Source organism: Streptomyces sp. NPDC041108 (assembly GCF_055592645.1).
Map to the genome: position 1 here is coordinate 269,516 of NZ_JBVIYK010000010.1, position 13,341 is coordinate 282,856.

Sequence of the window (13,341 nt, forward strand, 5' to 3'; positions counted from 1 at the left end):
ATCCCATGCCCCCCGCCAGGAAACGCCCCCGCGCCTACGACCCCGCCAAGACCCGCAAGGCAGTCCTGGCCCAGCTCGGGCACGTGCGGGAGGCGGTGGGCGTCCTCACCGAGGAGCAGTTCGCGCTGCCGACCCGGCTCGGGGAGTGGACCGTTCGGGACCTGGCCGCGCACCTCACCATGGCCGTCGAGAGCGTCACCCGGGCCCTGGAGCGGCCCGAGCCGCCGAAGGCCGAGCTGAACCCCCTCGACTACGCCTCCGCGACCGCCGCACACGCGTCCGCCATCGCCGAGGGCAGCCACGACCTGGCCGAGGCCCACCCCGACCTCGTCGCCCTCTACGCAGGGGTGGAGCAGCGGATCGCCGAGGCCCTCGCCGCCGCCCCGCAGGGCCGGATCGTCGACACCCGGGCCGGCGGCATGCTGCTCGACGACTACCTGGTCACCCGCACGATCGAGCTGGTCGTCCACAGCGACGACCTGAACGCCGCCGTCCCCGGCCTCGACGTCCCCTACGACCGGACCGCTCTCGCCACCTGCGTCCGGCTGCTCGCCGACTCCCTGGCCGCGCGGGCGCCCGGCGGCTCGACGGAGGTGCGGATCCCGCCGTACGCCGTGGTGCAGTGCCTGGAGGGGCCCAGGCACACCCGGGGCACCCCGCCGAACGTCGTCGAGACCGACCCGCTGACGTGGATCCGGCTGGCCACCGGCCGCCTGGACTGGGCCGGCGCCCTGGACGAGGCCAAGGTCAGCGCGAGTGGCGAGCGGGCCGACCTGAGCGCGCTCCTGCCCCTCATGCGCTGATCCGGGCCACGGAACCCGGTGGAACCACCCACGCATCCCACCCGTCCCACCGCCATGGACAAGCGACTGCGACTGACCCTCACCGCCCTGGCCGTGCTTCCGCTGCCGCTGCTCGCGGCCTGTGGCTCCGAGTCGGCCGGCGACCCCGGCAGCGGCGCCGTCGACGCGAGCACCAAGAAGTCCTCGGTCACGGGCGTCCGCTGGAAGGTCGACAGCCTCACCGTGGGCGGGAAGACCGAGCAGGCCCCGGACGGCGCCTACCTGAAGATCGCCGACAACGGCGAGGTCGACGGCAACTACGGCTGCAACACCTTCGGCTCGACCGCCGCCTTCGAGAAGGACGGCATCGACTTCGAGACCGCCCGGTCCACCGAGATGGCCTGCGGCGACGCGCCCATGAAGTTCGAGAAGACCTTCGCCCGCACCCTCGACGCCGGGACCTTCACGGCCGAGACCACCGACGGCGGACTCACCCTCACCACGGGGGACGGCGACACCCTGAAGCTGACGAAGGAGAAGCCCGCCGAGCTGTACGGCACGAAGTGGCGGGTCGACTCCCTCATGGACCACGACGTCGCCACCTCGCTCCCCGAGGCGGCCCGGGGCAAGGCGTGGTTCACGCTCGACGAGAAGGCGGGAACCCTCAGCGGAAGCGTCGGCTGCAACGACATCTCCGCGAAGGCCACGGTGAGCGATGACCGGATCACCCTCGGCAGTCCGCGGACCACCCGGAAGATGTGCTCCGACTCACTCATGGCCGCCGAGCGGAGCTTCCTGAAGATCTTCAAGGGCACGGTGGAGTATCGAATCGATCACCGCAGCATCACGCTGACCAGCGAAAACGACACGGGTATCGGTGCCGTCGCCGGCAAGTGACGTGCGAAGGGCCGTAGTCGGGGACCGGGGCGGGCGGGATCACCGGATTCGGACCGGTGCGCGATCTCGCCTACACTCGGTGGCGTGCCACGTGGTGACGGACGACTCAACCACGACCTTCTCCCCGGCGAGAAAGGCCCCCAGGACGCGTGTGGCGTCTTCGGTGTCTGGGCGCCGGGTGAAGAGGTCGCGAAGCTCACTTACTTCGGGCTCTACGCCCTCCAGCATCGGGGCCAGGAATCCGCGGGTATCGCGGTCAGCAACGGCTCCCAGATCCTCGTCTTCAAGGACATGGGCCTCGTTTCCCAGGTCTTCGACGAGACCTCGCTCGGTTCCCTCCAAGGTCACATCGCGGTCGGTCACGCCCGCTACTCGACCACCGGCGCGTCGGTGTGGGAGAACGCCCAGCCGACGTTCCGTGCCACCGCGCACGGTTCCATCGCGCTCGGCCACAACGGCAACCTGGTCAACACCGCCCAGCTCGCCGAGATGGTCGCCGACCTGCCCAAGCAGGAAGGCCGTACGCCCCGCGTCGCGGCCACCAACGACACCGACCTGCTCACCGCGCTCCTGGCGGCCCAGGTCGACGAGGACGACAAGCCGCTGACCATCGAGGAGGCCGCCCACACGGTCCTCCCGCAGGTGCTCGGTGCCTTCTCCCTCGTCTTCATGAACGAGCACACCCTCTACGCCGCCCGTGACCCGCAGGGCATCCGCCCGCTGGTCCTCGGCCGCCTGGAGCGTGGCTGGGTCGTCGCCTCCGAGTCCGCCGCCCTCGACATCTGCGGCGCCTCCTACGTCCGCGAGATCGAGCCGGGCGAGTTCATCGCCATCGACGAGAACGGTCTGCGCAGCTCCCGATTCGCGGAAGCGAAGCCCAAGGGCTGTGTCTTCGAGTACGTCTACCTGGCCCGCCCGGACACCGACATCGCCGGCCGGAACGTGTACCTCTCCCGCGTGGAGATGGGCCGCAAGCTCGCCAAGGAAGCGCCCGTCGAGGCCGACCTGGTCATAGCGACGCCGGAGTCCGGCACCCCGGCCGCCATCGGCTACGCGGAGGCCTCGGGCATCCCGTTCGGTGCGGGTCTGGTGAAGAACGCGTACGTCGGACGTACGTTCATCCAGCCCTCGCAGACGATCCGCCAGCTCGGCATCCGTCTGAAGCTGAACCCGCTGAAGGAAGTCATCAAGGGCAAGCGCCTGGTGGTCGTCGACGACTCGATCGTCCGCGGCAACACCCAGCGCGCGCTGGTCCGGATGCTCCGCGAGGCGGGCGCGGCCGAGGTCCACATCCGGATCTCCTCGCCGCCCGTGAAGTGGCCCTGCTTCTTCGGCATCGACTTCGCGACCCGTGCCGAACTCATCGCCAACGGCATGACGATCGACGAGATCGGTACCTCGCTCGGCGCCGACTCCCTGGCGTACATCTCCCTCGACGGCATGATCGAGGCGACCACCATCGCCAAGCCGAACCTCTGCCGTGCCTGCTTCGACGGCGAGTACCCGATGGAGCTGCCGGACCCCGAGCTGCTCGGCAAGCGGCTCCTGGAGACCGAGCTGGCCGCCGGACCGGCCGCCACGGCCGCGGCCGACGCGATCCGTCGCCCGTAAGCCCGTCCTACCTGCAGTACGACACGAAAGTTCTCACCGTCATGTCTGAGACAACTGGTGCCAGCTACGCAGCGGCGGGCGTCGACATCGAGGCGGGCGACCGCGCCGTCGAGCTGATGAAGGAATGGGTGAAGAAGACCCGGCGCCCCGAGGTCCTCGGCGGCCTCGGCGGCTTCGCCGGTCTCTTCGACGCCTCGGCCCTCAAGCGCTACGAGCGCCCGCTGCTCGCCTCCGCCACGGACGGCGTCGGCACGAAGGTCGACATCGCCCGGCAGCTCGGCGTGTACGACACCATCGGCCACGACCTGGTCGCGATGGTGATGGACGACATCGTGGTCTGCGGCGCCGAACCGCTGTTCATGACCGACTACATCTGCGTCGGCAAGGTCCACCCGGAGCGGGTCGCCGCCATCGTCAAGGGCATCGCCGAGGGCTGTGTCCTCGCCGGCTGCGCCCTCGTCGGCGGCGAGACCGCCGAGCACCCCGGTCTGCTCGGCCCGGACGACTTCGACGTGGCCGGCGCGGGCACGGGCGTGGTCGAGGCGGAGCACCTGCTCGGCCCGGATCGTATCCGTACGGGTGACGCGGTGATCGCCATGGCGGCCTCCGGCCTTCACTCGAACGGGTACTCGCTCGTCCGTCATGTCCTGCTGAACCAGGCCGGTCTCTCCCTGGACGCCGAGATCGCGGAACTGGGCCGCACCCTCGGCGCGGAGCTGCTGGAGCCCACCAAGATCTACTCGCTGGACTGTCTGGCCCTCACCCGCACCACCGAGGTCCACGCCTTCAGCCATGTCACCGGTGGCGGACTGGCGGCCAACCTGGCCCGGGTGATCCCCGACACCCTGCACGCCACGGTCGACCGCTCCACCTGGACCCCGGCCCCGATCTTCGACCTCGTCGGCAGGACCGGTCAGGTCGAGCGCCTGGAGCTGGAGAAGACCCTGAACATGGGCGTGGGCATGATCGCCATCGTCCCCCAGGAGTCCGCGGACGTGGCCCTGACGACACTGGCGGACCGGGGTGTCGACGCCTGGGTGGCGGGCGAGATCACTGACCGCGCCGGCCACACGACCGGTGCGGAACTGGTGGGCGACTACGCGCGGGCCTGAACTCCGACACGCCCTTGGGGGCAGGCCGAAAGCCGCCCCCAAGGGCGCGGGGAACTGCGCGAGAAACGTACGCGACGCACCCGCAGCCGCCAGATCACAGGGCTATGAGGCACCCCAGCCCCTAGCGGAGCGAGACCGCACAAAACCCGGTCCGGCGGTGGAAACCCACCCGGACCGGGTAAGCGCGGCGTTACGGCGTCAAGCCCCGCGGCGATGCGACGCGGGACCGGACTCGTCGTCCTCGTCCTCATCGTCGTCGTTGTAGAGATCCGCGTACTGGGCGTACGGGTCGTCGTCGTCTTCGTCATCCTCGAACGGCTCGCCATTCGGCGGCTGGCTCGAAGTCGAAGCGCCCAGCTCATTGGCCAGACGCGACAAATCAGTCCCGCCGCTGCTGTACTTCAGCTGGCGGGCGACCTTCGTCTGCTTGGCCTTTGCCCGGCCGCGCCCCATGGCTCGACCCCCTCGGATACGGGGCTCGGTGGCCCCAGAGTCTTGACACGCGTTCATGATCTGGAACGGACTCTCCATGGAGAGACCGGTCCGTAGGGCTTCCACGGTACCTGAGCCCACGCCCATACGGTACGTCGCCCGCAGGACGTGCCCGTGCCCAGAACCTGCGAGGAGCCCTTTCCCCGCTGGTCAAAGGTGATTTTAACCGTTTCTGGGCGAGCGACCCGCCGACGGAAGTGAGAGTTCTCTCTAAAGCCGCCGACGGGTACCGGCCGGCGCCGCGCGAAGGCCCCGCGGCGCCGGCCCGTCCCGGACTCAGTGACCGCGGCGCAAGGCCGCCTCGTGCATCCGCTGTTCGGCGATCCGGTCGGCCGCGGCGGCCGGCGGAATACCATCTGCCTTCGCACGTGCGAAGATCGCCAGAGTGGTGTCGTAGATCTTCGCGGCCTTCGCCCTGCACCGCTCGAAGTCGAACCCGTGGAGCTCGTCGGCGACCTGGATGACCCCGCCCGCGTTCACCACGTAGTCCGGCGCGTAGAGGATCCCGCGGTCGGCGAGGTCCTTCTCGACGCCGGGGTGCGCGAGCTGGTTGTTGGCCGCGCCGCACACCACCTTGGCGGTGAGGACGGGCACGGAGTCGTCGTCGAGGGCCCCGCCGAGCGCGCAGGGGGCGTAGATGTCGAGCCCCTCGGTCCGGATGAGGGCGTCGGTGCCGGCGACCGCGGTGACCCCTTCGGGGTGCCGGTCGAGGATCCGCCGTACGGCGTCCTCGCGCACGTCCGTGATCACGATCTCGGCGCCCTCGGCCAGCAGATGCGCCACGAGGTGGTGACCGACCTTGCCGACGCCCGCGATGCCGACCCGGCGGCCGCGCAGCGACGGATCGCCCCAGACGTGCTGGGCGGAGGCCCGCATGCCCTGGTAGACGCCGAAGGCGGTGAGCACGGACGAGTCGCCGGCGCCGCCGTTCTCGGGGGAGCGGCCCGTCGTCCAGCGGCACTCGCGGGCCACGACGTCCATGTCGGCGACGTACGTGCCGACGTCGCACGCGGTGACGTACCGGCCGCCCAGCGAGGCCACGAACCGCCCGTAGGCGAGCAGCAGCTCCTCGCTCCTGAGCCGGTCGGGGTCGCCGATGATCACGGCCTTGCCGCCGCCGTGGTCGAGACCGGCCATGGCGTTCTTGTACGACATCCCGCGCGCGAGGTTCAGCGCGTCGGCGACGGCCTCCGCCTCGGTCGCGTACGGGTAGAAGCGCGTGCCGCCGAGAGCGGGGCCGAGCGCGGTGGAGTGGATGGCGATGACGGCCTTGAGGCCGCTGGCCCGGTCCTGGCAGAGCACGACTTGCTCGTGACCGCCCTGGTCCGACTGGAACAGGGTGTGCAGGACGCCGTCAGATACTTCGGTCACTGTGGTGACTCCTGGGTAAGAAGCGGCGGTGGGTCACAGGCTCCCGTACGGATGGCGGGGTCTGTGGGCATGAGAGTAGAGCCTGCGTCCGCCGTACAGCGGCGCAGCTTCAGGATCACCCCACGTGCGGAGTACGCACGTGGTGCGATCCGCACAGTTTTCCGGCCCGCCGGTGTGCGGGTTCGGCAGGTTTCCCCGGTGGCAGCCGGGGGAGGGAGCAGGCGTGCCCAAGGTGTCCTCGGTGATCGTCCCGTACGCGTCCTACCTTCGCGTGTACGAGCCGCTGGCGGCCTTCCCCGAGCCGGAGCGCGGCCACTGGACCCGCTACGCCCGGCGCACCGACCGGCCCTCGTACCAGGACGAGCTGCGCCGCTCGCTGGCCGACCTGCTGCCGACCCCGCCCGTCCCGGTGCCGGTGCACGAGAGCGGGGACGCCTTCGTGCTGGAGGCCGACGGGGTGGTCTGCGTCTGCCCCTGGCGGACCCGGCTGCGCGGCTGGCAGGCGCTCGGGGAGCTGGCCGAGGAACTGCCCGCCCCGGTCCTGGACGCGGTGCTGCCGCCGCTGGTGCGCCGCCAGGCGAGCCAGGACTACGAACGGTGGATGGCCGGCAACCCCGACGCCCGCCCGTGGATCCGCACGGCGACCTGGCAGGTGCCGCTGAACTGGTTCGTGCTCGTCTCGGACGAGGAGCGCACGTACGAGAAGGGTTCCGGCGAGAACTCGCCGGTGCTTCGCTATCGCACGCCCATGGTGCAGGCCCGGCGGCGGGTGGCGCGGGGCCTGCGGACCCTGCGGGACACCGTCGACGAGGGGCCGCTCGTCGACGGTCTGATCGATGTGGGCCGCTGGCTGGAGGAGTTCCATCCGCGCTCGTTCGTCGAGCTGGACTACGGCGGCCTCGTGCACGTCCTGCCCGCCGCCGAGCTGGACGGCGACCACTCGGCCGCCGATGTCGCCGAGGGCATCGAGGCCCTTCGCGACGGGGACGGGGCGGCCGCCGGGGAGGCGTACGGGCGGCTCGTCGAGCGCTGGCGGGCGGTGCGGGACCGGCGCTCGGCCAACTGAGACCGCCCTCGGCGATCAGATTCGAGCACTCGGCGAGCAGAACCGGACTGATCCGGTTGAACCGACTCAACCCCGCAGCCGTACTTGTGACTTGTGGGGCCAGTGAGCAAAGGCTTTCCATGAAGGCCGAACCATGGTGAACTGTCCACCCTTGACCCAAGCTTGACACCGCGCAGTTATCTGCGAGGTGCCACAGGGGGGACGTAGGTCCCGATCCGGGCTTTTGCGTCAAGAAGCCGCCAAGCGTGACGGATTGCACTTACGCGGGCCTTGCCTCTTACGCACCTCCTCGTGTCAAAATAGGACAAGGAGCCCGGGGGAGGCTCCTTCTGCCCACGTATGGGTGGAATCTCAGCATTGCACGCTATTGGGGGGTCTTGAGACTCCTGCACGCCGCTGTGACTGATCGTCACAGTGGCGTGACTGTCCGCTATGGCATGGTCCATCGGCATCCGTCGCTGATGAACACCTGGGAGGGCAATTCCATCGGTTTGGCCGACGCGGCTGGACAGATGGTGTAGTTGTAGTGCCGAGGACAAGCCGTTCGTCCTATAACCGACTCGACTCGCGTCCGCCATTTCGGGCAACGCGGGTCAAGGTGCAGAATTTAGAGGAAAGAACCGAGAAGGTTCGGTTCTCCCGAGGAGGCCGCTCATGACCGCTCGCACCCCTGATGCCGAGCCGCTGCTGACCCCGGCTGAGGTCGCCACCATGTTCCGCGTCGACCCCAAGACGGTCACGCGGTGGGCGAAGGCCGGCAAGCTCACGTCCATCCGCACGCTCGGCGGACACCGCCGTTACCGCGAGGCTGAGGTCCGCGCACTGCTCGCGGGTATCCCGCAGCAGCGCAGCGAGGCCTGAAACCTCGCTCAACAGGGCATTTCGGCCGGTCCCCCATCGGCCGGGAGCCTGGAAGCACCACCGCTCGAACTGCTTTGAACGACGCGGGTTCTGCCCCAACAGATCCCACGCCCCAGCCACACAGAACTTTCCGGGAGGCCCCAGGCCCCCCGGGTATCGGTCAGGCAAGCACCAAGGGTGCGTCGTAGATCGCGCTGGACTCCGCCGGGTCCAGCGCGATCTTTTTTGTGCGCCGGACCGGAGGTTTCCGGTCCGGAAGCGACAGGTTGTGCGCGGGCTTGTCGGACTCTGGGGAGGCCTGTCGGATCTCCTGTGGAGGCCTCGGGAGACTGGTGCAATTGCACATATTAAATTGACCAGTTGTAGGAGAGCGGTAAGAACCCACGTTCCGAAAACTCATGCAGTGACACCCGTCACATGGCGGGGTACTTGTTGCCTGATGGGCATCTGCGGTAGAGGGGGCGGGAGTTGCCTGTCGTGCGCCCCAGCCGAGTACGTTCCCGCCGGGGCGCGTCTCACGCCTTGGAGGGCGCCCCGTCCTCCGCGGCGCCCTCCGCGCCGTCCTCGCCGCCCGCCCCGTGCTCCGTGGCCAGCCGCAGCAGACGGTGGCAGATCGGGCAGTGGCGGGTGAGGTGGCGGTACGACGAGGCGGCCGACAGATGAGCGCGGAGCAATGCGCGGGTCTCGTGCCGAGCGGACGTCGTCATACGCCACCTCCGGGGTCTCGGGGCCCTGAGTCTGAGGTACCGGCGGAATGTGACGCCGTCAACCCCCACCGGACCGGGGGAGGGCCGCAGGCTCCTCCCGGGGGCGCGGGAGCCGCACGATCCGGCACACGCGCCCCGCACGCACCCACCCGCCCCGGCGGGGGTTGAAGGAAGCCGGAACGCACCCGGCCCCCGGAGGGCCGGCCGGGCGCGGAGCCGAACAGCGAGAAGGCCCGCATCCGTTCGGATGCGGGCCTTCTTCTTCGTGCGGTCCTGACGGGATTTGAACCCGCGGCCTCCACCTTGACAGGGTGGCGAGCACTCCAAACTGCTCCACAGGACCAGGTTTCGCAGTCCGCGCCTTGTTGCCGCGCTGGCCTGCGAGAAGAGACTGTACAGGAGCGGGTGCCCCCGCGCGAACTCACTTTCCGTACGGGGGCGGTTACGGCACGGCCGCGTCGATCGCCTTCACGATCCGCTTGTCGGAGACGGGGTAGGCCGTGCCCAGGGCGTGCGCGAAATAGCTCACGCGCAGCTCCTCGATCATCCAGCGGATCTCCAGGACCGACGAGGGCACGGGCCGCCCCTGGGGCAGCTGTTCCAGCAGCCAGGCGTACTCGTCACGCATCTCGTGGACCTTCTCCATACGGGACGTGTCCCGCTGGACGCCGGTGGGCATCTGCTGCAGCCGCCGGTCGGCCGCCACCAGATAGCGCATCAGGTCCGGCAGCCGGCGCAGCCCCGCCTCCGTGACGAACCCCGGCTTCACCAGGGCGTCCAGCTGCCCCCGTACGTCCGCCAGATTGGCGAGGAGGGCCGGGCTGCGCGTGGACTTCAGGCGGCGCTCGCAGGCCTGCCAGGCGGCCAGCACCTGCTGCACCTGCCCGACCGTACGGACCGTCGTGTCGACGATCTCCGCGCGCACCTTGTCGTAGAGCTTGCGGTACGACGACTCGTCCCAGGCGGGTCCGCCGAAGTCGGCGATCAGTTTGTCGGCCGCCGCCATGGCGCAGTCGTCGAAGAGCGCCTGGATCGAACCGTGCGGGTTGGCGGACAGGGCCAGCTTCTGCGCGTTGGTGAGCTTTTCGCTCGCGAACTTCGCAGGGTTGACCGGAATGTTTCGGAGGATGAGCCTACGGGTGCCCTTCCACATCGCTTCGGTCTGTTCCGCCTCGGTGTCGAAGAGGCGGACGGAGACGGTGCTGGCCGCGGGTCCGTCGTCCACCAGCGCCGGGTACGCCTTCACCGGCTGCCCGGCCCGGCGGGTCTCGAAGACACGGGTGAGCGAGCCGATCGTCCAGTCGGTGAGGCCCTTGCGCTCCAGGGACTCGCCGCCCTCGCGTTCGGCGGTCGCGGCGGCGGCCTGGGAGAGGGCCTGACGGGCCTTCGGCTTCAACCGCAGCCGCAGCGACTCCAGGTTCTTGTCCTCGGCCAGCTTCCGGCGCCGCTCGTCGACGATCCGGAAGGTGATCTTCAGGTGGTCGGGGACCCGGGACCAGTCGAAGTCCTCGGGCGTCACCGGGACGCCCACCATGCGCTTCAGCTCGCGGGCCATCGTCACCGGCAACGGCTCCTGCAGGGGGACCGCCTGGTCGAGGAAGCGGCGCGCGAAGTTGGGTGCCGGCACGTAGTGGCGGCGGATCGGCTTGGGGAGGGAACGGATCAGCTCCGTCACCACCTCCTCCCGCAGCCCCGGGATCTGCCAGTCGAAGCCCTCGTCGGTGACCTGGTTGAGGACCTGGAGGGGGACGTGGACCGTCACACCGTCCGCGTCGGCGCCCGGCTCGAACTGGTAGGTGACACGGAACTTGAGCTGCCCCTGCCGCCAGGAGTCCGGGTAGTCGGCCTTGGTGACCGCCTCCGCCGACTCCCGGATGAGCATCTCGCGCTCGAAGTCCAGGAAGTCCGGCTGCTCATGGCGCTTGTGCTTCCACCAGGAGTCGAAGTGGGCGCCGGAGACGACATGCTCGGGGACCCGCTGGTCGTAGAAGTCGAAGAGGGTGTCGTCGTCGACCACGATGTCCCGGCGCCGGGCCCGGTGCTCCAGCTCCTCGACCTCGCTGAGGAGCCTGCGGTTGTCGGCGAAGAACTTGTGGTGCGTACGCCAGTCGCCCTCGACGAGCGCGTTGCGGATGAACAGCTCGCGGCTGGCCTCCGCGTCGATCCGCCCGTAGTTGATCTTCCGCTGGACGACGATCGGGACGCCGTACAGCGTGACCTTCTCGTACGCCATCACGGCCGCCTGGTCCTTCTCCCAGTGCGGCTCGCTGTACGTGCGCTTCAGCAGGTGCCCGGCGAGCGGCTCGACCCACTCGGGCTCGATGCGCGCGTTGACCCGGGCCCACAGGCGCGAGGTCTCCACCAGTTCCGCCGACATCACGAAGCGCGGGGGTTTCTTGAAGAGGGCCGAGCCCGGGAAGATCGCGAACTTGGCGTTCCGGGCGCCCAGGTACTCGTTCTTGCCCGTGCTCCGCCCGCTCTCGCCCCCGGTCTCCTTCACGTCCTTCATACCGATGTGGGAGAGCAGACCGGCCAGCAGCGAGAGGTGGACGTGCTGCTCGGGGGCGTCGTCCTCGTTGAGGTGGATGTCCATCTGCCGGGCGACCGTGCGCAGCTGGCTGTAGATGTCCTGCCACTCGCGGATCCGCAGGAAGTTCAGGTACTCCTGCTTGCACATCCGGCGGAAGGACGACGAACCGCGCTCCTTCTGCTGCTCGCGGACGTACCGCCAGAGGTTGAGATAGGCGAGGAAGTCGCTCGTCTCGTCCTTGAAGCGGGCGTGCTGCTGATCCGCCTGGGCCTGCTTGTCGGCGGGGCGCTCGCGCGGGTCCTGGATGGACAGCGCGGCCGCGATCACCATGACCTCGCGGGCACAGCCGTTCTTGTCGGCCTCGACGACCATGCGGGCCAGCCGCGGGTCGACGGGCAGCTGGGAGAGCTTGCGGCCCATCGGGGTCAGCCGCTTGCGCACGTCCTGCTGCGCCGGGTCGAGCGCGCCGAGCTCCTGGAGGAGCTGGACGCCGTCGCGGATGTTGCGGTGGTCCGGCGGGTCGATGAAGGGGAACTTCTCGATGTCACCGAGGCCGGCGGCGGTCATCTGCAGGATGACGGAGGCGAGGTTCGTCCGGAGGATCTCCGCGTCCGTGAACTCCGGCCGCGCCTCGAAGTCGTCCTCGCTGTACAGGCGGATGCAGACACCGTCGGACGTACGGCCGCAGCGGCCCTTGCGCTGGTTGGCGCTGGCCTGGGAGATCGCCTCGATCGGGAGCCGCTGGACCTTGGTGCGATGGCTGTAGCGGCTGATGCGGGCGAAGCCCGGGTCGATGACGTACTTGATGCCGGGGACCGTGAGCGAGGTCTCGGCGACGTTCGTGGCCAGCACGATCCTGCGACCGGTGTGCGGCTGGAAGACCCGGTGCTGCTCGGCGTGCGAGAGCCGGGCGTACAGCGGCAGGACCTCGGTGAACCGGTAGTTCTTCTTGATCAGCGCGTCGGCGGTGTCACGGATCTCCCGCTCCCCGGAGAGGAAGACGAGGATGTCGCCCTTCCCCTCACCCTGCAGCTCCTCGACGGCGTCGCAGATCGCGGTGATCTGGTCCCGGTCGGCGTCGTCGCCGTCCTCCTCCAGCAGGGGGCGGTAGCGCACCTCCACCGGGTACGTACGGCCGCTGACCTCGACGATCGGCGCGTCGCCGAAGTGGCGGGAGAAGCGCTCGGGGTCGATGGTCGCCGAGGTGATGACGACCTTGAGATCGGGGCGTCTGGGCAGCAGCTGGGCGAGATAGCCCAACAGGAAGTCGATGTTGAGGGACCGCTCGTGGGCCTCGTCGATGATGATCGTGTCGTAGGCGCGCAGCTCGCGGTCCGTCTGGATCTCGGCGAGCAGGATGCCGTCCGTCATCAGCTTGACGAAGGTCGCGTCCGGGTTCACCTGGTCGGTGAAGCGGACCTTCCAGCCCACGGCCTCGCCGAGCGGCGTCCGCAGCTCCTCCGCGACGCGTTCGGCGACCGTGCGGGCGGCGATACGGCGGGGCTGGGTGTGCCCGATCATGCCGCGTACGCCACGCCCCAGCTCCATACAGATCTTGGGGATCTGCGTCGTCTTCCCGGAGCCGGTCTCACCGGCGACGATGACGACCTGGTGATCGCGGATGGCGGCCGCGATGTCGTCCTTCTTCTGGCTGACGGGCAGCTGTTCGGGGTACGAGACGGCCGGCACGCGCGCGGCGCGTTCGGCCATGCGGGACTCGCCCTTGGCGACCTCCGCCTCGATCTCGGCGAGCACGGCGGCCCGGGCCTCGGGCTTGCGGATCTTGCGCGCGCCTTCGAGCCTGCGTCCGAGCCGGTGCGCGTCGCGCAGGGACAGCTCGGTCAGGCGGGGGGCGAGGGCGCCGAAGGCGGGGGCAGGTGGCGTAGACATACGCGAACCAGGATCTCACCTC

Annotated in this window: 10 protein-coding genes and 1 tRNA gene; 6 read left to right on the forward strand and 5 right to left on the reverse strand. The window is 69.5% G+C overall.

Translation table 11 applies throughout. The features are described 5' to 3' along the window. The first annotated feature begins 5 nt into the window (after positions 1 to 5). From ACZ6BB_RS27565 to purM, 4 genes are all read left to right on the forward strand, one after another. On the forward strand, positions 6 to 803 hold the full coding sequence (locus tag ACZ6BB_RS27565; RefSeq protein WP_471617825.1) for a maleylpyruvate isomerase family mycothiol-dependent enzyme: 798 nt from the start codon (positions 6 to 8) through the stop codon (positions 801 to 803). 54 nt (positions 804 to 857) lie between these two features. Then, entirely contained in the window at positions 858 to 1,679 is an 822-nt protein-coding gene (locus ACZ6BB_RS27570) for an META domain-containing protein (protein ID WP_471617877.1), read from the forward strand. 84 nt (positions 1,680 to 1,763) lie between these two features. After that, on the forward strand, positions 1,764 to 3,290 hold the full coding sequence (purF, locus tag ACZ6BB_RS27575; protein WP_471617826.1) for an amidophosphoribosyltransferase: 1,527 nt from the start codon (positions 1,764 to 1,766) through the stop codon (positions 3,288 to 3,290). Positions 3,291 to 3,331: 41 nt separating this feature from the next. After that, the gene (purM, locus tag ACZ6BB_RS27580; RefSeq protein WP_471617827.1) at positions 3,332 to 4,402 is read left to right on the forward strand and encodes a phosphoribosylformylglycinamidine cyclo-ligase; all 1,071 of its coding nucleotides are present in this window, start codon (positions 3,332 to 3,334) and stop codon (positions 4,400 to 4,402) included. A 198-nt stretch (positions 4,403 to 4,600) separates the two neighbouring features. Here purM and ACZ6BB_RS27585 read toward each other — a convergent pair whose 3' ends face one another. Then, positions 4,601 to 4,855, reverse strand: a complete 255-nt coding sequence (locus ACZ6BB_RS27585) for a DUF3073 domain-containing protein (protein WP_275457546.1) — start codon at positions 4,853 to 4,855, stop codon at positions 4,601 to 4,603. Positions 4,856 to 5,170: 315 nt separating this feature from the next. Further along, positions 5,171 to 6,265, reverse strand: a complete 1,095-nt coding sequence (locus ACZ6BB_RS27590) for a Leu/Phe/Val dehydrogenase (RefSeq protein ID WP_471617828.1) — start codon at positions 6,263 to 6,265, stop codon at positions 5,171 to 5,173. A 223-nt stretch (positions 6,266 to 6,488) separates the two neighbouring features. Between ACZ6BB_RS27590 and ACZ6BB_RS27595 the strand changes: the two genes are divergently transcribed. Next, entirely contained in the window at positions 6,489 to 7,331 is an 843-nt protein-coding gene (locus ACZ6BB_RS27595) for a DUF8083 family protein (RefSeq protein WP_471617829.1), read from the forward strand. A gap of 654 nt (positions 7,332 to 7,985) precedes the next feature. Then, positions 7,986 to 8,192 carry a developmental transcriptional regulator BldC gene (gene bldC / locus ACZ6BB_RS27600; protein ID WP_003949541.1) on the forward strand — a complete coding sequence of 69 codons (207 nt, stop codon included), beginning with the start codon at positions 7,986 to 7,988 and terminating at the stop codon, positions 8,190 to 8,192. A 515-nt stretch (positions 8,193 to 8,707) separates the two neighbouring features. Here the strand turns inward: bldC and ACZ6BB_RS27605 are convergent. The 3 genes from ACZ6BB_RS27605 to hrpA form a co-directional block, all read right to left on the reverse strand. Continuing rightward, complete coding sequence (locus ACZ6BB_RS27605) at positions 8,708 to 8,899, reverse strand: DUF6274 family protein (protein ID WP_471617830.1); 192 nt, start codon at positions 8,897 to 8,899, stop codon at positions 8,708 to 8,710. 268 nt (positions 8,900 to 9,167) lie between these two features. Further along, positions 9,168 to 9,242 (reverse strand) — tRNA-Asp (locus ACZ6BB_RS27610). 99 nt (positions 9,243 to 9,341) lie between these two features. Next, positions 9,342 to 13,319: an ATP-dependent RNA helicase HrpA gene (gene hrpA, locus ACZ6BB_RS27615; protein ID WP_471617831.1), complete on the reverse strand. Its 3,978-nt coding sequence runs from the start codon at positions 13,317 to 13,319 to the stop codon at positions 9,342 to 9,344. Positions 13,320 to 13,341: the final 22 nt, after the last annotated feature.

Bases quoted from the DNA above. Each gene is read 5' to 3' on its own strand.
- ACZ6BB_RS27585 (WP_275457546.1), bottom strand. From the start codon at position 4,855: ATGGGGCGCGGCCGGGCAAAGGCCAAGCAGACGAAGGTCGCCCGCCAG.
- ACZ6BB_RS27565 (WP_471617825.1), top strand. From the start codon at position 6: ATGCCCCCCGCCAGGAAACGCCCCCGCGCCTACGACCCCGCCAAGACC.
- ACZ6BB_RS27605 (WP_471617830.1), bottom strand. From the start codon at position 8,899: ATGACGACGTCCGCTCGGCACGAGACCCGCGCATTGCTCCGCGCTCAT.
- purM (WP_471617827.1), top strand. From the start codon at position 3,332: ATGTCTGAGACAACTGGTGCCAGCTACGCAGCGGCGGGCGTCGACATC.
- bldC (WP_003949541.1), top strand. From the start codon at position 7,986: ATGACCGCTCGCACCCCTGATGCCGAGCCGCTGCTGACCCCGGCTGAG.
- hrpA (WP_471617831.1), bottom strand. From the start codon at position 13,319: ATGTCTACGCCACCTGCCCCCGCCTTCGGCGCCCTCGCCCCCCGCCTG.
- ACZ6BB_RS27570 (WP_471617877.1), top strand. From the start codon at position 858: ATGGACAAGCGACTGCGACTGACCCTCACCGCCCTGGCCGTGCTTCCG.